We start from the raw sequence: 18,526 nt of genomic DNA on the forward strand, positions 1-18,526 counted from the left end.
ACGGTGCGCGGCACCGCCCGGCCCCTCCGTCAGCCCGTCCGCCGCTCGCTCGGCAACCGCGAACGGGTCAACAACCCCGCCCCCACCATGGCGACCACCGGCACCGCGACCATCGCCACGGCGACGTTGAGCCACGGGATGTCCATCGGATACAGGTTCACCAGGGGGTAGGCCAGGGCGTAGCGGGTGTTCAGCGCCGCCATCGCGGCGATGCTGGCACCCACACCGGCGACGACACCGAGTGTCACGCCGATCATGGAGATCACCCCCGCCTGGAACAGGCTCAGCTTCCGGCGGGTCGCCGGCGACGCCCCGATCGCGGCCAGTGTGGTGAGGTCGCGGCGGGACTCGGCGGCCGCCAGCGCGGTGGCCACCGCCGTGGCCGCCAGCGCCAGGATGCCGGTGACGATCGCGACCAGCAGCGGCAATGTGGCCACCGACACCGGTTCGTCGTCGCCGCCGACGAACTCCGGGTACACCTGGACGAGATCGTCACCGGTGCCGTTCATCCAGTCGGTGTAACCGGCGGCGGCGATCGCCTGATCGAACCGGTTCTCCTCGGCGCGGGTCGTCGTGCGCTCCAACGTCCCGGCCAGGGTCGTCTCGCCCCTGTCCCGGAGTCCCAGCGCGGCCGCCGCCGCGTCGCTGAACAGGACGTGCTCGGTGCGGTGCGTGTCGGTCTTGCCTTCCGACAGGCCGAATCCGGGAACGGTGACGCTCTCGCGGACCTCGTGGTCGGTGCCGTCGGGCCCGACGTCCCGCACCTCCAGCGTCACGGTGCCGTCCACGACGAGGTCGGGGTCCTGCACGATCGCGCCGCCCTCGCGTATCACCCGCTGCGCCTCGGCGAGTGCGTCACCGGTGAGGCCGGTGAACGCCGCCACCGCCTCGGGTGAGATGCGGTACGACCCGTACATGGTGTTGCCGGAGGTCTCCTGCCGGGACGTGCAGTGCGGATTCCCGGCCGCCTCGGCCTGTTCGGTCTCGTCGAGGTCGTACCGGCCGTCGAACGGGCACGCTGTCTCGGCGGGTTGGACCGCGGCGGGCACGCACATCGCATCCGCGCCGGCGGCTTGGCATTCCAGGCCGTGTGCCTGGTGTACGGCGGTGACCGGTAGGTGCCCGGTCATGAAGCCGGTGACGTCCTCTATCGCCCGGTCGGTGGCCGCCACCGCCTCCTCCGTGGGGGGAACGCCGAGCTCGCCGATCCGGTACACGGTCACCAGTGGTGTTCCGGGGGGTGGTCCACCTCCGTCGTCGGCCGCGTAGCGGGCGCGATCCCCGACGTAGAACATCGTGGCGGCCAGTCCCATGGCGACCACCGCCATCACCGCCGAGATCGCCGGGGCCGCCGAGGCGCGGTTGCGACCGGCGTCCCGCAGCGCGATGCGGGGTGACACCGGCAGGAACCGTCCCAGGCGGCTGATCAGGCCGACCAGGGCGGGGGTGCACAGCACGAGTCCCAGTTCCAGGAACGCGACCCCGCCCAGCAGCAACGCCGACTGCGCGGCTAGGGTGCCCGCCACACCGGCGGCCAGACCCGCGGCCACCAACAGCAGGCCCAGCAGCAGCCAACGCCTGCGCGACCGTGTCGCCCCACGCCGTCCGGAGAACGCCGCCACCACGTCCTGGCGGGCCGTGGTGAACGCGGGCACGACGGCGGCCAGCAGACCGGTGACGACGCCGACGGCGGCCAGCGGGAGGATCAGCTCGGGGAAGACGCCGAAGCCGGTGGAGCGGCGACCCACCAACTGCTCGACGATCGGCAGGCTCAACCGTGCCGCCGCCACGCCCAACGCGATTCCGGCGAAGGTGGCCACGCCTCCCATGACGACGCCACCGGCCAGGACGACCCGCCGGATCTGGGCGGGCGTGGCGCCGTTGGCGCTCAGGAGCGCGAACTCCCGGGTGCGGCGCTTGGCGCCGATGGCGAACGCCGGTCCCGCCAGGAGCACGATCTCCAGGACGACCATGCCCACCGCGAAGGTGACCAGCATCAGCTCCTCGGCCGGAAGGGCGTCGGGGGTCCCGTACCGCTGTGTGAACGGCGACGGCGGCGGGTCGGCCACGACCTGCGCCGACAGGACCGACACACCGAGTCCGTTCAGTTCCCGGACCCGGTCCCAGCCGATGCCTTCGGGCGTGTCCACGTACCAGGCGACGTGTTCGCCCTCGAAGGTGTCCGGTGGCACGACCGCGAACTCCGCGTGGAGGTCGCCCGGTTCCTCCACGATCGCCGCGACGACCGGCTCCCGGCCGAGATCCGGCAGTTCGAGGGTGTCGCCCACCTCCACTTCGAGGAACTCCGCCGCCGCGACCGAGAGCGCGATCTCGTTCCCGGTGGGGACGTCCCCGTCGAGGACGGAGTACCGGCCGGTCATGGCCGGGTCGGACATGACGACTCCGTCGAGCCTCAACCGGTCGATGCCGTCCGGTGTGGTGACCGTGGTCCGTCCGGAGGTCACCTCGACCAGCCGGGCGCCCTCGGGCAGTACCGCCGTCAGTTCGGCGGTCGTGGCGGTCTCGGCGCGGTAGGCGTCCTCCGACACGGCCGCGTCGTCGACCGGTTGGGACCACTCGATGTTCAGCGGATCCTGGATGATCGGGACCCGGTAGTCCCATTGGACGATCGCGTCGGCGGAGCCGAGGATCCGTTCGGCGGTCTCCGTGTCGGAGGACTGGAGACTGTCGATGACGGCGGCACCGAAGCCGACCGTCAGCACGGGCAGCCCCAACAGTGCCAGCACGAGCGCCGAGCGGCCCTTGGTGCGCTGCGCGTCGCGGCGGGCGAGCCGCAGCGCCAGCCGGAGGGATGACAGGCTCACCGGCCCGCCTCCAGGAGGCTGTCGGCGTCGGGCAGCGGGGCCGAGGCGTCGACGATCGATCCGTCGCGTAGGAAGATGACCCGGTCGGCCCAACCGGCGTGGCGGGCGTCGTGGGTGACCAGGACGCCCGCCGCGCCGTTGTCGCACCGGGAGCGCAGCAGTTTCAGCACCGCCTCGCCGGTCTGGGAGTCGAGTGCGCCGGTGGGTTCGTCGGCGAGGATCAACCGGCGCCGCCCGACCACCGCCCGGGCGATGGCGACGCGTTGCTGTTGGCCGCCCGACATGTCGTCGGGGAACCGGTCGGCGAGGTCCTCGATGCCCACTTCGGACAGCGACTCCACGGCGGTCCCGCGTGCTTTGCGCACCGACATCCCGTCCAGTTCGAGTGGCAGCGCCACGTTCTCGGCGGCGGTGAGGCTGGGGATCAGGTTGAAGTCCTGGAACACGTAACCGATCGACCGCCGCCGCAGCCGCGCGAGGGCGCGCCGGGACAGCCCGCCCAGGACGACGCCCTCGACCTCGACGGTTCCCCGGGTGGGGGAGTCCAGGCCGCCGGCGAGGTTCAGGAGCGTGGACTTGCCGGATCCGGACGGCCCCATCACCGCGACCAGCTCGCCGGGCGGTACGGAGAAGTCGACGCCGCGCAACGCGTGCACGGTGGCGTCACCGGCGCCGTGGGTGCGGTGGACGCCGGTCAGTGAGATGACGGTCATGTGGTGGTGTTCTCCGTGGCGGGAAGCGGGGTGGACTCGGAGGGCGCGGTGTCGGCCGAGGGTGCCGGCGGGGGCGTCCCGGCGCGGCGGATCAGGCTCGCCTCGCAGTGGTCGAGCCAGCGGACCTCGGCCTCGGCGCGGAAGATCATCGAGTCGAGGATGAGCAGCCACGCGGTGTCGGCGGCCGGGCTCTGGTTCTTCAGCCGGGTGTACTCCTGGAGCGCGCGTATCGTCGCGATCCGTTGGGCCTGCACCACCGCGGAGATGTCCACTCCCGGCGTCGTCAGCGCCAGCGCGAGTTTGATCGCCAGCTCGTCGCGCGGCCGGTCGTTGCCCGAGACGGGGGTGGAGAACCACACCGAGAGGGCGGCGCGTCCGGCGTCGGTGATCGCGTAGGGGCGTTGTCCCTGTTGGTTCTCCGGCAGCGCGCGCACCAGGTGGTCGCGTTCCAGCCGCGTCAGGGTGGTGTAGACCTGCCCGATGTTCAGCGGCCAGGTGGAACCGGTGGACTCCTCGAACGCGCTCCGCAGCTGGTATCCGTAGGCGGGGCCGCGTTCCAGCAACGCGAGCAGGCCGTGTTTGACGCTCATCTCGGGAGGTCCTCCAGTGCATACCGGGTATTGGGGGATGTCGCAGACATCATGCCTACCAGGTAGGCATTCCGCAATAGTGCGGCCGTAACACTGGCCGAAGGGTTGATGGGGTACGGGCTGTCGGGTGGTGGCGGAGGGCCGACCGGCGGTGTGTCGCGCGGCTACGTCCGGCCCGGAAACGCCACAGTGGATGGAGTGACGCCCGTCATGCGCCGCCACCGCGCCGCCGAGATCGCCGTCGCCGCCAATGCCTCCACGGCGATCCGCCGCGCCTCCTCGGTGGAGTCGGGCAGGACCGAACGCCACGCGGCGGCACAACGTTCCTCCAGCCGCCCGATGAGGTCGCGCGCCGACGCCGCGTCCACCGGTTCCACCGGGAGCGTGTAGGCCGGCTGCGCCGCCGGGACCTCCTGTCCCCGCTCCGCGAGCCACGTCATGACGGCGTCGCGCCGGTCACGGTGGGCCTGTTCGGCCCGCACCGCCAGATCCCGTTCGGCCCCGGTCAGGTGGGGACCGGCGTCGCCGTACCCGAAGATCGCCTCGTACTCGCAGATCAGTCCGGGAGTCAGGTCGTCGGCCATCTAGAGCTCTCCCAACACGTCGACGTGGCTGGCACGGCAGGCGGCGATCTCCCCGAGCAGCACCACGTACTCGGGTAGCGCCGCGACACACGCCTCCAACGCCTGGTCGTAACCCGCCTGCTCCTGTTCGATGAGCGTGCCCACCACCGGATCGCCGACGACGGCGTCACCGGCGGGAGGGTCGGTGCCCACCAGCTTCGCGAGAGCCTCCGCGTGGGCGGCGTGGTCGTCGCGCAGCATCTCCAGAGTGGCCTCGTGCCCGGCCCCGGCGTCGATGGCCGCCTGCAGGCCGGCCATCTGGTCGGCGGCGGTCCGCAGGACGGGAAGGAGCGCGCCGGTGTTGTCGATGATCGGTGTGGAGTCGGTGCGGACCAGGCCGCAACCGCTCAAGGTGGCGATGCCCGCCCCCCACAGGACGGCACGTCGGGTATGACCGGACAATTGCGAGTGAGGCACCGATCAAGTCTGCCAGGCGCGGTTCGCCGTCGGCGGCACGCCCGCAGCGCGCCGCCCACCGGCACGGTCGGATACCCTCGGCCGTGACGAGCGAACGGCGAACTTGGGGGTGTCAACGGTGAGCGACTCGATCCGTGATCGGGTGAGGGCGGTGGTGGAGTCCACGCTGGCCGATGAGGGCTACGACCTGGAGGAGCTGAAGGTCTCCCAGGCCGGCCGCCGGACCCTGGTGCGGGTACTCGTCGGCCGGGACGGTCCCACCGACCTCGACGCCATCGCCGCGGTCTCGCGGTCGCTGTCCAAGGCGCTCGACGAGGCCGAGGAGACCGGCGGCCCGTTCGCGGCCGGCTCCTACACCCTGGAGGTGTCCTCACCCGGGGTCGATCGTCCGTTGAAGCTGCCCCGCCACTGGCGGCGTAACATCGGCAGGCTGGTGGAGGTGCCGGTGGGGGACGAGACCGTCACCGGACGCATCGAGGCCACCGACGAGACGACGGTGACGCTGCGCACGACGGACGGCGCGCGCACGGTAGCGTACGGTGAGCTCGGCGCGGGGCGCATTCAACTGGAATTCTCCCGCCCGGCGGGCGACGACGAAAAGGAGGGGTGAGCGATGCACATCGATCTGGTGGCACTGCGGTCACTGGAACGAGAGCGCGACATCCCGTTCCACACGATCATCAACGCGATAGAGAGCGCCCTGCTGACCGCCTACCGGCACACGCCGGGCGCGAATCCGGCCGCGCGGGTCGACATCAACCGGGACACCGGTGCGGCCACCGTGTACGCCCGGGAGTTCGACGCGGAGGGCAACCTGACCCGGGAGTGGGACGACACCCCGGCCGACTTCGGCCGGATCGCCGCCATGACCGCGAAACAGGTCATCATGCAGCGGCTCCGGGAGGCCACCGACGACGTCAACTTCGGCGAGTACGCCGGAATGGAGGGCGACATCGTCACCGGCGTCGTCCAGGCCGACCAGGCGCGGGCCGAGAAGGGCATCGTGGTGGTCGACCTCGGCAAGATCGAGGCGGTCCTCCCGCAGATCGAGCAGGTCCCCGGCGAGGACTACCCCCACGGCCGGCGGCTGCGCGCGTCGGTGGTGCAGGTGTCCCGTGGCGCCCGCGGTCCCCAGATCACCCTGTCCCGTACCCACCCCAACCTGGTGCGCAAGCTGTTCGCCATGGAGGTCCCCGAGATCGCGGACGGCTCGGTGGAGATCGCCGCCGTCGCCCGCGAGGCGGGACACCGCACCAAGATCGCCGTGCGTGCGACGGTGCCCGACCTCAACGCCAAGGGCGCGTGCATCGGCCCGATGGGTTCCCGGGTGCGCGCCGTGATGAGCGAACTCGACGGCGAGAAGATCGACATCATCGACTACTCCGACGACCCGGCCCGGTTCGTGGGCAACGCGTTGTCGCCCGCCAAGGTCATCCGGACCCAGATCATCGACCCCGACGACCGGGTGGCGCGAGTCACGGTGCCGGATTTCCAGCTCTCGCTCGCGATCGGCAGGGAGGGGCAGAACGCCAGGCTGGCGGCCCGGTTGACGGGCTGGCGTATCGACATCAAGTCCGACGCCGCGGCCGATTCCCCACCCGAATCCGAGGTGGGAGCGGGCGGCGTCGGCGCCTAGGGGTAGTATTTCCAGTGGTCCGTCGCGCAGATGTCATCCGCACGTGTGTGGGTTGCCGTTCTCGTGCGTCGGCCACCGAGTTGCTGCGTGTCGTCGCCGAGTTCGACGCCGACGCTACGGGGTATCGGTTGGTCCCTGACCCGCCGCGCAGACTGCCTGGCCGAGGCGCGCATCTCCACCCCGATGCGGCCTGTCTCACACAGGCCCTGAGAAGGCGCGCCTTCGGGCGGGCTCTGCGGCTGTCGGTGGCGGTGGACTCCACCGCGCTGGAACGTTATGTGACGAGCAGGCGGGACCCGGCCGCTCGGGAAATCGATGGCGCTCACAACGGTGAGCGCCCGCGAAAGCAAGGTAGGTAGACCGGACATGAGCACACGATGAAGTCGTCAGTTCAATGACCAGGCATCAAGTGCATACATGAGGTCGGCGGGCCGATGCCCGCACCGACCTCAAGATGAGGAGTGCAGTGGCAGGCAAGGCCCGCGTACACGAACTCGCCAAGGAGTTCGGTGTAACGAGCAAGATCGTGCTCGCCAAACTCACCGACATGGGTGAGTTCGTCAAGTCGGCGTCGAGCACGGTGGAAGCGCCGGTGGCGCGACGGTTGCGAGACGAGTTCGCAGCCGGATCCTCCGGTGCGACGAAGACGGAGAAGCCCGCCGAGACGGCGGCACCCGCGGCACCGGCCGCGGCGAAGCCCGGAGTGACCGCCAAGCCCGGTCCCCGGCCGAAGATGCCCGGGAAACCGGGACCCGCGAAGAAGCCGGACACCGCCAAGAAGGGCGGACCGGCGAAGCGTCGCCCGATCCCGGGACCGCCGGCTCCGGCGACCAAACCGGCCAGCGCCCACGACATCGAGATCGCCGCCACCCAGGCCAGGGCGGAGGCGTTGAAGAAGCAGCAGGAGGCGGCGGTCAAGGCCGCCGAGGAGGCGCGCCGCAGGCGTGCCGACGGCGACTCCGGCGGTGACACCGCCGAGCGTCGCAGCGCGCCCCGTCCGGGGCCGAAGCCCGGTCCCCGACCGGGCGGGAACAACCCGTTCGGTGTGACCGGCGGCGCCGCCAAGACCCGGCCCGGTGGAGCTCCGGCTCCCAAGCCCGGCCCGCGTCCCGGCCCGTCCTCGGACCGTGGCGGCGACCGTCCCGGTGGCCCCCGTCCCAGCCCGTCGAACATGCCTCCCCGTCCCAGCCCGTCGATGATGCCGTCGTCGCGCCCGGGACCGGGTGGCGGCCGTGGTGGACCCGGCGGTGGCCGTGGTCCCGGTGGTGGCGGCGGTGGTCGCGGTGGCGGCCGTGGCGGACCCGGTGGCGGCGGCGGTGGCGGCAACTACCGCGGTGGCGGCGGTTACCGTGGCGGCGGCGGTGGCGCCGGTGCTCCCGCCGGTGCCGGTGGTGGAACTGGTGCGCCCGGAGGATTCCGTGGCGGCGGCGGTCGCCCCGGTGGCGGTGCGCGCAGCCGCGGCGGTAACGCCGCAGGTGCGTTCGGCCGTCCCGGTGGACGCCCGGCGCGGGGACGCAAGTCCAAGCGGCAGCGCAGAGCGGAGTTCGACAACCTGTCGGCCCCGACCATGGGTTCGGGCGCGCCGCGCGGCCAGGGACAGACCGTCAAGCTGCCCCGTGGCGCGTCGCTGTCGGACTTCGCCGACAAGATCAACGCCAACCCGGGCTCGCTGGTCCAGGAGATGTTCAACCTCGGCGAGATGGTCACCGCGACCCAGTCCTGCTCCGACGACACCCTGCTGCTGCTGGGTGAACACCTCGGCTTCGACGTGCAGATCGTCAGCCCCGAGGAGGAGGACCGCGAGCTGCTCGCCAAGTTCGGCATCGACCTGGAGGACGAGGCCGAGCAGGGCGAGGCGATGCCGCGTCCGCCGGTGGTGACCGTCATGGGTCACGTCGACCACGGTAAGACCAAACTGCTGGACGCCATCCGGCGTACCAACAAGGTCGACACCGAGGCCGGCGGCATCACCCAGCACATCGGTGCCTACCAGGTCCACGTCGAACACGAGGGCGCCGACCGCGCGATCACGTTCATCGACACCCCCGGTCACGAGGCGTTCACCGCCATGCGTGCCCGTGGTGCGAACGTGACCGACATCGTGGTCCTCGTCGTCGCCGCCGACGACGGCGTGATGCCTCAGACCATCGAGGCCCTCAACCACGCCAAGGCGGCCGACGCGCCGGTCGTGGTCGCGGTCAACAAGATCGACAAGCCCGGTGCCAACCCGGCCAAGGTGCGTCAGCAATTGACCGAGTACGGCCTGGTCGCCGAGGAGTACGGCGGCGAGACGATGTTCGTCGACGTGGCCGCCAAGCCCGGCACGAACATCGACCAGCTGCTGGAGGCGATCCTGCTGACGGCCGACGCGTCGCTGGAGCTGACGGCGCCGGTGGAGGGCCACGCACAGGGCATCGCGATCGAGGCGCACCTCGACAAGGGCCGCGGCCCCGTCGCGAGTGTCCTCGTCCAGAAGGGCACCCTGCGGGTCGGCGACTCGATCGTCGCCGGTGGCGCCCACGGTCGTGTCCGGGCGATGCTGGACGAGTTCGGCCAGCGCGTCAAGGAGGCGCCGCCGTCGCGTCCGGTGCAGGTGCAGGGTCTGACGGCGGTACCGGGAGCCGGTGACACGTTCCTGGCCGCCGACGACGACCGCACTGTGCGGCAGATCGCGGAGCAGCGGCAGGCACGCCGCCGCGCGGCGGTCCAGGCCGCCAGGGTCGGTCGTGCGACGCTGGAGACGCTCATGGAGCGGATCGCCGAGGGTGAGCGGGCGACGCTGTCGCTCATCATCAAGGGTGACGGCTCCGGTTCGGTGGAGGCCCTGGAAGAGGCCCTGGTCAAGCTGGACATCCCCGAAGAGGTGCAACTGCGCATCATCCACCGGGGCGTCGGCGCCATCACCGAGAACGACGTCAACCTGGCGAGTGCGTCCTCGGACTCGACAGCGACGATCATCGCCTTCAACGTCCGGGCCGAGGGCCGGGTCAAGGAGATGGCGGCGCGCGAGAACGTCGACATCCGCTACTACACGGTGATCTACCAGGCGATCGAGGAGATCGAGGCGGCCCTCAAGGGCATGCTGAAGCCGGAGTACGAGGAGGTCGAGCTGGGCACCGCGGAGATCCGCGAGGTCTACCGCTCCTCCAAGTTCGGCAACATCGCCGGTTCGATCGTGCGTACCGGCCTCATCAAGCGCAACGCCAAGGCACGCCTGGTGCGCGACGGTGCGGTCGTGGCCGACAACCTGGAGATCGCGTCGCTGCGACGCTTCAAGGACGACGCCACCGAGGTCCGCGAGGGCTTCGAGTGCGGTATCACCTTGAAGAACTACAACAACGTCGAAGTCGGCGACATGATCGAGACCTGGGAGATGCGGGAGAAGCCCCGCACCTGATCCACGGTCGATCTGAACGACACCGGGCCGGACGGACCACCGTCCGGCCCGGTGTCGTTCGTCCGCACCGGTGGCCGGCGGCGGCCGGTGTTGGGCTAGCCTCACGGGCACAGCCCACGCCGCCCCGTCCGGAAGGATCCCGATGGACCGCAATCCGCTGTTTCGTGCCACCGTCAAGGCGGTCGCGCTGGGGGACGCCGAGGAGGCGATCCGGTTGGAGGACCGGATCGAGCCCGCCGACCGCGAGGCGTACCACCTCTACGTGACGGCGGTGTTCGCGGCCCTGGTGCAGCACCACTTCGCGGAGGACAGTTCACACGCCGCGATCCTGAAGTTCGTGGGGAGGCTCCGCAAGGCCAACACCGAGGCCACCCCGCCGCTGCGGCCGCTGATGCTGGAGGGGCTGATCCGGGTCGTGTTCGGGGAGGAGCACTTCCTGGCGGAGATCCCACTGGCGGAGCAGCTGCGTAGTCAGTTCCTCGTCATCAACACGCTCGTGGTGGAGTCCGACGAACTGAGCGGACAGCTGGACGAGGTCCTCACCGCCGCCGAGGATCTGGCCGCGCACTGGGCGAAGGCCTGAGCGTCGCCGGGCGGGCGTCGGTCACTCGCCGGTCAGTTCGGCGGCTATCGCGCCGGCCTCGGTGACGTCGGGCCCCGGCAGCGGGACGAAGACGGTGCGGCGGTAGTACTCCAGCTCCCGGATGCTCTCCCGGATGTCGGCGAGCGCCCGGTGCGCCATACCCTTGGCGGGCTGTCCGAAGTAGACACGTGGGTACCAGCGCCTGGTCAACTCCTTGACCGACGACACGTCGATCATCCGGTAATGCAGGTGCGCGTTCAACATCGGCATGTCACGGGCGATGAAACCCCGGTCGGTGGCGATGGAGTTGCCACACAGCGGCGCGCTCCGGGGCTCCGGAACGTGCTTGCGGACGTGCTCCAGCACCGCCGCCTCCGCCTCGGCCACCGTGAGCGTCGCCCGCCTGACCTCCTCGGTCAGGCCCGACTTCGCGTGCATGTCCCGTACCACGGGGAGCATCCCGTCCAGCACCTCGTCCTCGGCGTGGATCACCAGGTCCAACCCCGAGTCGACCGGCCGCAGGTCGGCGTCCGTGACCAACACGGCGATCTCGATCAAGGCGTCCCGGTCCAGGTCCAGCCCGGTCATCTCGCAGTCGATCCACACCAAACGATCAGTCACGTCGTTCACCCTAGAACCCCACGGCCCGCCGGGCCGCCACCGGGTCACCGTGCCGTGCGGATTCACCCGGTGGCGCGTAACGTCTATGCGTGTCCACTCCATCTCCGCAACCGGCCAACCTGCTGACGGTCGTCAACGGCGTCCTGCCCTCGTTGACGGCGGCCGAGGCCCGGGTCGCCCAGGTCGTCCTGCGTGATCCCGGCGCCGTGGCCGAACTCACCATCACCGCACTCGCCGAGGCCGCCGACACCTCCGAGGCCACCGTGATCCGGTTCTGCCGGTCGCTCGGGTTGGACGGTCACCGGCAGCTGCGACTACGTGCCGCCCAGACCGCCGCCCGGGAGGAGACCGGCACCGACCGCCGGGTCGCCGGCGGCGACATCCCCGTCGGCGCCGACATGCGCCGCATCATCGAGACGGTCGCCTACGCCGACTCCCACGCCGTCCAGGACACCGTGCACTCCCTGGACGCCGACGTGTGCGCGCAGGTGGTCGAGCTGCTGTCCCGGGCCGGGCGGGTGGACGTCTACGGCGCGGGCGCGTCCGGGTTCGTCGCCGCCGACCTCGCGCAGAAGCTCCACCGCATCGGGCACACCGTGTTCAGTTGGGCCGACGTGCACGCCGGGCTCACCGGCGCGGCACTGCTCGGCACCGACGACGTCGCCGTGGGCATCTCCCACACCGGTAAGACCTCCGACACCGTGGACTTCCTCAGTTGTGCCCAACGGCGCGGCGCCCACACCGTCGCGCTCACCAACCATCCACGGTCACCGATCGCCGCGGTCGCCGACCACGTCCTGGTGACCGCGGCCCGGGAGACCACGTTCCGGTCCGGGGCCACCGCTAGCCGCATCGCCCAATTGACCGTCATCGACTGTCTGTTCGTCGGCGTCGCGGCGCGAGACGGACAGAAGGCCACTGAGGCGCTCGCCACAACCGCGGCCGCGGTCGCAGGTCGCAGGCGTACCTGACCCACCGTGATCGAGGCCCTATCGAGATCACCTCTCAACCTTCAGCCGCTATGGGGCGTGTATTCGTGTGTGGGAGGTCCGCAATGTCGCGACTGACCGGCATGCGTGATCGTGGTCTCAGCGCGGCCATGTTCACCGGGGCAAACCATCTCATTTCCGAACTTTCGGCGGTGCGGTCGTTGGCAACCGGCTGATATTGGTGACGTTGTGACGTCGGTCGCGGAATCAACGCACCGGATCGGCTGTTGTGACAGTCGTACCGCCCGGTGCGGTGGGGGACGAGAAGGCTGGAGGAGACCTTGAGCGTAGAAACGACGACTGCCATTCGGACCGATGAGGTGGCCGAGGAGCGCGACCTGGTCGGTGTGTACCTGCACGAGATCTCGAAGACCCCGCTCCTCGACGCGGCGGCCGAGGTGGATCTCGCGAAGGCCGTGGAGGCGGGCCTTTACGCGCAGCGTCTGATCGCGGAGGGGCGGATCCCGCAGGGGGCCTCCGGCGTGGAACTCGAACGACTGGTCCTCGACGGCCAGCGGGCCAAGGAACAGTTCATCAAGGCCAACCTCCGGCTCGTGGTGTCGATCGCCAGGCGTTACGTGCGAAGCGGCATGCCGATGCTGGACCTGATCCAGGAGGGGAACACCGGCCTGGTCCGGGCCGTGGAGAAGTTCGACTACCAGCGTGGCTTCAAGTTCTCGACCTACGCGACGTGGTGGATCCGCCAGGCGATCTCGCGGGCCATCGCGCAGCAGGAGCGCACCGTGCGACTGCCGGTGCACCTGGTGGAGGACGTGAACCGGATGCGCAACACCGCGCGCCAGTTGACCAGGGAGCTGGGAGCCGATCCCGAGCCCGAGCAGATCGCCAACGCCCTCGGCGTGACCGTGGAACGTGTCAACGAACTGATCCGCTGGTCCCAGGACACCGTCTCACTGGACACGCCGATCGGCGACGACGGCGACACCAACCTGGGGGACCTGGTCGCGGACTCCGACGAGCCGACGCCCGAGGACGTCGTGATCGCCGGCCTGGAACGCGAGCGCATCGACATGATGCTGGGCCACCTGGACGAACGGTCCGCCGGGATCGTGAAGGCCCGCTACGGGCTGGAGGACGGCCGGGAGCACTCCCTCACGGAGGTCGCCCACCGGTTCGCCCTGTCCCGTGAGCGGATCCGCCAACTGGAGATCCAGGCGCTCGCCCGGCTGAAGGAGCTGGCCAGCGACGGGGGATTCAACAACGAGAGCCGTGTCGGCGCGGTCGTGTGACGACCGCTCCGAGCCGCCGCCCCGGTCCGAAAGGACCGGGGCGGCGTCGTATGTGACGGCCCCATTACCACACGCGCCGTCCCGAGGCGGCGGATAAGCCCGGATCGACCGGAACACCCGATATGAGAACCTGTTCGCCATGCTGAGAGGTTTCAAGGACTTCCTGATGCGCGGCAACGTGGTCGAGCTGGCGGTCGCCGTGGTGATGGGTGCCGCGCTGACCGCGCTGGTCACCTCACTGACGACCGCCTTCATCGAGCCGCTGATCAAACTGGTCACCGGTGGGGCGCAGGTGGGCGGGGAGTTTACCGTCAACGGTGTCGTCTTCCCGTACTCGGTGTTCGTCAACGGCGTCATCACGTTCTTCCTGACCGCCGCGGCCGTGTACTTCGTGATCGTCCTGCCGATGAACAAGATCATGGAGCGGTTGAAGAAGAAGGAGGAGGAACCCACCCCCGCCGAGGCCGAGGAGATCGCCCTGCTCCGCCAGATCCTCACCGAACTGCGCACCCATCGCACCGGCCCGGCCGAATAGCGCCGGCCTCAGCCGAACAGTCCCCCCGGCGGGCGCGGCGAGGGAGTCGCGGTCGCGTCGGTGGTGGGGCGGGTTCCGGCCAGGAAGTCCCGCAGTTCGGCCCCGTGGAGCACCCGGTACGGGAAGTGCGCGCCGGCGGCGCGGCGAGCCAGGTCCGCGACCGGAAGCGGCCCGTTCCCACCGAACAGCAGGATGTTCCCGAAGCGGCGCCCGTGCCGCACCCCCGGTTCGATCATGACGCAGGAGTCGTCGAACACCTCCGCCACGGCCGCGGCCATGCCCTTGCAGAAGCGCAGGTCGCGGCCGTCGCAGATGTTCGCGGCGAAGTGACCGTGGGGGCGTAGGACCCGGGCCGCCTGGGTCAGGAACTCCACCGTCGTGACGTGCGCGGGCACCGACGGCCCGTCGAACACGTCGGCGATGACGAGGTCGTAGCAGTCGTCGGGCGCGGCGGTCAACTCCCGCCGGGCGTCGCCGAGCCGGATCTTCACCTTGACGCCCTTGTCCAGCGGCGCCTCCTGACGAACCAGCCGCACGATCTCGGCCGAGGACTCGACGGCCTGTTGATACGAGCGGGGCCGGGTCGCCGCGACGTACCGCGCCACGGCGAGACCTCCGGCGCCCAGGTGAAGGACCCGCAGCGGTGCGCGTGGTGGTGCGGCGGCGTCTATGAGGAACGACAGGTGCTGCGTGTACTCGTCGACGAGGCGGCTCGGGTCGTCGAGGTCTATCGTCGTCTGGCTGGTGCCTCCCACCGACAGGGTGACGCATCCCGGCATGCCGGGGGTGCCCGCGATTCCGATCTCCACACCCGCAAGTCTGCCGCACCGGCCGGGGAGGGCCGCGTCTCAGTCGTCCCGCTTCGTACGGCCGAACCGGCGCAGCGAGGTGTCCTCGTGGACGATGATGCGCAGCGCGTTGATGACGGCGGCACCGATGAAGGTGCCCACGATCGCGCCTTCGACGGCCTGGTCCTTGTCGCCGCGCGCGATCGCCCACTCGGCCTCGCGCCGTGCCAGCGGTTCGACGGTCTCGACGTAGAACGCCAGTAGCCGGTCGACGTCGTCGGCTCCCAGCCGGTACAGCGCGGCGACGGCCTGCGTCAGGGCGACCATCTTGTGGGAGTCGGCCGAGACGAGCCAGCCGCGTTCCTCCGTCAGCCGGGAGACCCTCTCGTGGGCCGCCTCGACGTCGGGGGAGTCGGCCGACTGGCGGTCGGGGAGGGCCGCGGCGATCGCGGTGCCCAGTGCCTGGTTGAGGTCCACGTCGTCCTTGTCGATGGCGGTGAGGACGTCTCCGACGGCGGCGATCGACAGGCCGCCGACGTCGAGGAGGGCGCGGATGAGCCGCAGGCGGCGGACGTGGGCCTCGGTGTAGTCGGCCTGGTTGACGGCGGTGCGTTCACCGGGGGGGAGCAGGCCCGACCGCAGGTAGTACTTGATGCTGGGAACCGGTACCCCGGACGTGCGGCTGAGCTCTGCGATGCGCAATGGTCCTCCTTCGATCACGACGTTCACCTGCCACTATAGCGGCAACGGATAGCCGTTCTATCTGATATGCCTCCGGGTGTTGCGTGAGTGGCGGGCGTGATGGATAGTAGAACTATGGATAACAGCAAGCGCAACTATCTATCTCTGTCCCGCCTACACCCTCCGCTGCTCTTCGTGGTGGCGCTGATGGGGTTGCTCGCGGTCGTCTCCCTCGCCGGAGTCCTGTTCGACGACCGGATCCTGTTCGGCGTGCCGATCTGGGAGAAGCCGCTGAAGTTCTCGCTCTCCTTCATGCTCTACGGCGGCGTGATCGCGGCCCTCATCCCGCTGATGACCCGCCACCGCCGGCTCGCCGGGGCGTTCGGCTGGGTCATCGCCGTGAGTTGGCTGGCGGAGATGGGGCTCATCACCATGCAGGTGGTGCGCGGGACCTCCAGCCACTTCAACGGCGCGACCGAATTCGACGGCATGGTGTTCACGTTGATGGGCGTCAGCATCGCGGTGCTGTGGTTCGCGAACCTCGGACTGGCGGTGCTGTCGTGGATCTACCGGTTCGGCGACCGGGCGGTCACCTGGTCGATCCGGGCGGGCGTCGTGGTGTCGATGGCGGGCGCCCTCGTCGGCGGCATGATGATCGGCCCCCGCGACAATCTCGCGGAGGACATGATCGGCGCGCACAGCGTCGGCGTGCCCGACGGGGGAGAGGTCATACCGTTCCTCGGCTGGAGCGCCACCGGCGGCGACCTCCGCATCGGTCACTTCGTCGGCCTGCACGCGCTGCAGGTCCTGCCGTTGCTGGCGCTGTGGCTGGGACACCGGGCGGCCCGGGGCTCGCGGTGGCTCGCCGACGAGCGGTCCCGCCTGCGGGTCGTCGGGGTCGCCACCTTGGCGTACGTCGGCCTCACGGTCCTGGTGATCTGGCAGGCGATGCGCGCCGAGCCCCTGTTGCGGCCCAGCGGCCTTGTGATCGCCGCCGCGCTCGGCCTCGTCGCGGCGACGGCGGCGGGGGTGTGGTGGGCGGTGAGGACGCCCCGGCGGTCAAGGGCGCTGGTGTCGGAGGGTGTGACGGAGTAGGGTAAGCAAACGCTTGCCAATCTCGGGAGGACCCGTGTACCGCTACGCCGCGATCCAACAGGCCACCGCCGAGGCCCCACCCGCCTCCGCCCCCTACACCCGCGACGACCTCCGCACGGCCTCCCGGGATCCCCGGCTGGCGCCCCTCGTCGACACGATCCGCGAGGCGGCGCGCCGGGCCGAACCCCTACCCGACCTGCCCTACCGCCTGTTCCGCACCTACCCCCACACCGGCGACCGCGCCCGCTACGAGAACCGGTACTTCGCCCGGCGGGGCGCACTCAACGCCGCCGCGATCACGGCGATGATCGACGGCGGCGCCGAGGACCTCGCCCACCTCCAGGACGTGGTGTGGGAGATCTGCAACGAGTTCAGTTGGGCGGTCCCCGCGCACCACCGCTTCAACACCACCCTCGATCTGGGCTACGACAGGTGCATCGACCTGTTCGCCTCCGAGACCGCCCACACGCTCGCCGAGATCATCGCGGTGCTCGGCGACGAGATGGACGACGCCGTCACCCGCCGGGTCCGCGACGAGGTGGAGCGGCGCGTACTGTCACCGTTCCTCGACGACCCCCGGCCACGATGGTGGGAGACCTCCCTCAACAACTGGGCGGCGGTGTGCGGCGGGGCCGTCGGGATGGCCGGTCTGGCACTGGAGAACGACCCGCTGCGGCTCGCCGCCCTCATCGAGCGGGTGCAGCGCACCATGGAGTACTTCCTGGCCGGCTTCGGCCCCGACGGCGGCTGTGTCGAGGGGATGGACTACTGGGTCTACGGATACGGCTACTTCACCTACTACGCCGAGGCGCTGCGCCACCGGACCGGGCTCGACCTGCTGGCCGACACCGGACACATCGCCCGGTTCCCCGCCGCCGTCGACTTCGGCGGCGGGAACTGCGTCAGCTTCTCCGACGGCTCCGACAACGTGGTGCCGCCCACCGGCCTGATGTCACGGCTCGCGGCCAGACTGTCGGCTCCGATGCCCCACATCACCCGATTGTCCGAGTTCGGTGACGACCACTGCCACCGATGGGGGCACCTGTCCCGGACGCTGCTGTGGACCGACCCCGGCGTCGTCGGGCGCCCGGCGCCGACCGGCACGGTGTGGCTGGCGGACCTGGCCTGGCTCATCGCGCGGGGAGCCGGCGACGGCACCCCCGTCGCGCTGGCGGCCAAGGGCGGCCACAACGACGAGCCGCACAACCACCTCGACCTGGGATCCTTCCTGCTCGCCGTGGACGGCGAACAGCTCCTCGCCGACCTGGGCGCCGGCGTGTACGACAAGGACTACTTCGGAGAGCGGCGATACGAGGCCCTGCACACCTCCGCCCGCGGCCACTCGGTACCGGTCATCGGGGGCGTCACCCAGCGGCCCGGTCCCGACTCGCGCGCCCGGATCCTCGAGCAGCGCACGGACGGCGACGCGGTGTCCCTGGCGCTCGACCTGTCCTCCGCGTACGACGGCGCGGGATTCCGGCGACGCTTCGACTGGGACGGCGGGGGAATACTCCGGTTGGCCGACGAGTTCGACGACCCCGGCGTGCCCCTGGTCGAGACGTTCATCAGCCGGCACCGGCCATCGACGGCCGAGGGCCGGGTCGAGTGGCACGGGGCACGCGGCGTCGCCCGGATGGAGTTCACCGGCGACTGGACGGCCACGGTCGAGGAGATCGCCACCCGCGACCACCACGCGCGGCCCGAGACCGTCTACCGCCTCGACCTGACGGGCCTGACCGCGCCACGGCACGAGTTCCACTTCACCGTCACCCCGTCGTGAGGC

At 70.5% G+C, this 18,526-nt stretch carries 18 protein-coding genes; 10 read left to right on the top strand and 8 right to left on the bottom strand.

The window, feature by feature from the left end; genetic code table 11:
- Positions 1-29 precede the first annotated feature (29 nt).
- From LX16_RS02815 to LX16_RS02835, 5 genes are all read right to left on the bottom strand, one after another.
- Positions 30-2,825, bottom strand: coding sequence for an ABC transporter permease (locus tag LX16_RS02815; RefSeq protein ID WP_147132646.1), 2,796 nt, complete (start codon positions 2,823-2,825; stop codon positions 30-32).
- A complete protein-coding gene (locus tag LX16_RS02820) occupies positions 2,822-3,538 on the bottom strand; it encodes an ABC transporter ATP-binding protein (protein ID WP_147132648.1) in 717 nt (238 codons plus the stop codon). The genes LX16_RS02815 and LX16_RS02820 overlap by 4 nt, the downstream gene beginning before the upstream one ends.
- Positions 3,535-4,128: a PadR family transcriptional regulator gene (locus LX16_RS02825; RefSeq protein ID WP_147132653.1), complete on the bottom strand. Its 594-nt coding sequence runs from the start codon at positions 4,126-4,128 to the stop codon at positions 3,535-3,537. The genes LX16_RS02820 and LX16_RS02825 overlap by 4 nt, the downstream gene beginning before the upstream one ends.
- Before the next feature lie 164 nt (positions 4,129-4,292).
- Complete coding sequence (locus LX16_RS02830; RefSeq protein ID WP_147132655.1) at positions 4,293-4,712, bottom strand: ferritin-like domain-containing protein; 420 nt, start codon at positions 4,710-4,712, stop codon at positions 4,293-4,295.
- Positions 4,713-5,168, bottom strand: coding sequence for a hypothetical protein (locus LX16_RS02835; RefSeq protein ID WP_147132658.1), 456 nt, complete (start codon positions 5,166-5,168; stop codon positions 4,713-4,715).
- Positions 5,169-5,286: 118 nt separating this feature from the next.
- On the opposite strand from LX16_RS02835, the gene rimP reads away from it, so the two are divergent.
- From rimP to LX16_RS02860, 5 genes are all read left to right on the top strand, one after another.
- Positions 5,287-5,778 carry a ribosome maturation factor RimP gene (gene rimP / locus LX16_RS02840; protein WP_147132661.1) on the top strand — a complete coding sequence of 164 codons (492 nt, stop codon included), beginning with the start codon at positions 5,287-5,289 and terminating at the stop codon, positions 5,776-5,778.
- Between the two features lie 3 nt (positions 5,779-5,781).
- Entirely contained in the window at positions 5,782-6,804 is a 1,023-nt protein-coding gene (gene nusA, locus LX16_RS02845) for a transcription termination factor NusA (RefSeq protein WP_147132664.1), read from the top strand.
- A gap of 14 nt (positions 6,805-6,818) precedes the next feature.
- Positions 6,819-7,163, top strand: a complete 345-nt coding sequence (locus LX16_RS02850) for a YlxR family protein (RefSeq protein ID WP_147132667.1) — start codon at positions 6,819-6,821, stop codon at positions 7,161-7,163.
- Positions 7,164-7,270: 107 nt separating this feature from the next.
- Complete coding sequence (gene infB / locus LX16_RS02855; protein ID WP_147132670.1) at positions 7,271-10,201, top strand: translation initiation factor IF-2; 2,931 nt, start codon at positions 7,271-7,273, stop codon at positions 10,199-10,201.
- Between the two features lie 142 nt (positions 10,202-10,343).
- Positions 10,344-10,784, top strand: a complete 441-nt coding sequence (locus LX16_RS02860; protein WP_147132673.1) for a hypothetical protein — start codon at positions 10,344-10,346, stop codon at positions 10,782-10,784.
- Positions 10,785-10,805: 21 nt separating this feature from the next.
- Here the strand turns inward: LX16_RS02860 and orn are convergent, their stop codons facing one another.
- Positions 10,806-11,405, bottom strand: a complete 600-nt coding sequence (orn, locus tag LX16_RS02865; RefSeq protein WP_147132675.1) for an oligoribonuclease — start codon at positions 11,403-11,405, stop codon at positions 10,806-10,808.
- A gap of 89 nt (positions 11,406-11,494) precedes the next feature.
- Here orn and LX16_RS02870 point away from each other — a divergent pair, with 89 nt between their 5' ends.
- From LX16_RS02870 to mscL, 3 genes are all read left to right on the top strand, one after another.
- Positions 11,495-12,376, top strand: a complete 882-nt coding sequence (locus LX16_RS02870; protein WP_211354249.1) for a MurR/RpiR family transcriptional regulator — start codon at positions 11,495-11,497, stop codon at positions 12,374-12,376.
- A gap of 299 nt (positions 12,377-12,675) precedes the next feature.
- Positions 12,676-13,644, top strand: a complete 969-nt coding sequence (locus tag LX16_RS02875; protein WP_147132677.1) for a sigma-70 family RNA polymerase sigma factor — start codon at positions 12,676-12,678, stop codon at positions 13,642-13,644.
- A 139-nt stretch (positions 13,645-13,783) separates the two neighbouring features.
- Positions 13,784-14,179, top strand: coding sequence for a large conductance mechanosensitive channel protein MscL (gene mscL, locus LX16_RS02880; protein ID WP_147132680.1), 396 nt, complete (start codon positions 13,784-13,786; stop codon positions 14,177-14,179).
- Between the two features lie 8 nt (positions 14,180-14,187).
- Here the strand turns inward: mscL and LX16_RS02885 are convergent, their stop codons facing one another.
- Together LX16_RS02885 and LX16_RS02890 are read right to left on the bottom strand one after the other, a co-directional pair.
- Positions 14,188-14,988: a spermidine synthase gene (locus LX16_RS02885; RefSeq protein WP_147132684.1), complete on the bottom strand. Its 801-nt coding sequence runs from the start codon at positions 14,986-14,988 to the stop codon at positions 14,188-14,190.
- Between the two features lie 39 nt (positions 14,989-15,027).
- A complete protein-coding gene (locus LX16_RS02890; RefSeq protein WP_158645459.1) occupies positions 15,028-15,669 on the bottom strand; it encodes a MerR family transcriptional regulator in 642 nt (213 codons plus the stop codon).
- Between the two features lie 114 nt (positions 15,670-15,783).
- Between LX16_RS02890 and LX16_RS02895 the strand changes: the two genes are divergently transcribed.
- Together LX16_RS02895 and LX16_RS02900 are read left to right on the top strand one after the other, a co-directional pair.
- Positions 15,784-16,743 carry a hypothetical protein gene (locus LX16_RS02895; RefSeq protein WP_211354250.1) on the top strand — a complete coding sequence of 320 codons (960 nt, stop codon included), beginning with the start codon at positions 15,784-15,786 and terminating at the stop codon, positions 16,741-16,743.
- 34 nt (positions 16,744-16,777) lie between these two features.
- Positions 16,778-18,523 carry a heparinase II/III domain-containing protein gene (locus LX16_RS02900; RefSeq protein ID WP_147132691.1) on the top strand — a complete coding sequence of 582 codons (1,746 nt, stop codon included), beginning with the start codon at positions 16,778-16,780 and terminating at the stop codon, positions 18,521-18,523.
- The last annotated feature ends 3 nt before the right edge of the window (positions 18,524-18,526 follow it).

It is taken from the genome of Stackebrandtia albiflava (assembly GCF_007994225.1).
Lineage (GTDB): Bacteria > Actinomycetota > Actinomycetes > Mycobacteriales > Micromonosporaceae > Stackebrandtia > Stackebrandtia albiflava.

Excerpts from the sequence above, each read along its gene's own strand:
- LX16_RS02895 (WP_211354250.1), top strand. The coding sequence starts at position 15,784 with ATGGATAACAGCAAGCGCAACTATCTATCTCTGTCCCGCCTACACCCT.
- nusA (WP_147132664.1), top strand. The coding sequence starts at position 5,782 with ATGCACATCGATCTGGTGGCACTGCGGTCACTGGAACGAGAGCGCGAC.
- mscL (WP_147132680.1), top strand. The coding sequence starts at position 13,784 with ATGCTGAGAGGTTTCAAGGACTTCCTGATGCGCGGCAACGTGGTCGAG.
- LX16_RS02830 (WP_147132655.1), bottom strand. The coding sequence starts at position 4,712 with ATGGCCGACGACCTGACTCCCGGACTGATCTGCGAGTACGAGGCGATC.
- LX16_RS02860 (WP_147132673.1), top strand. The coding sequence starts at position 10,344 with ATGGACCGCAATCCGCTGTTTCGTGCCACCGTCAAGGCGGTCGCGCTG.
- LX16_RS02825 (WP_147132653.1), bottom strand. The coding sequence starts at position 4,128 with ATGAGCGTCAAACACGGCCTGCTCGCGTTGCTGGAACGCGGCCCCGCC.
- LX16_RS02820 (WP_147132648.1), bottom strand. The coding sequence starts at position 3,538 with ATGACCGTCATCTCACTGACCGGCGTCCACCGCACCCACGGCGCCGGT.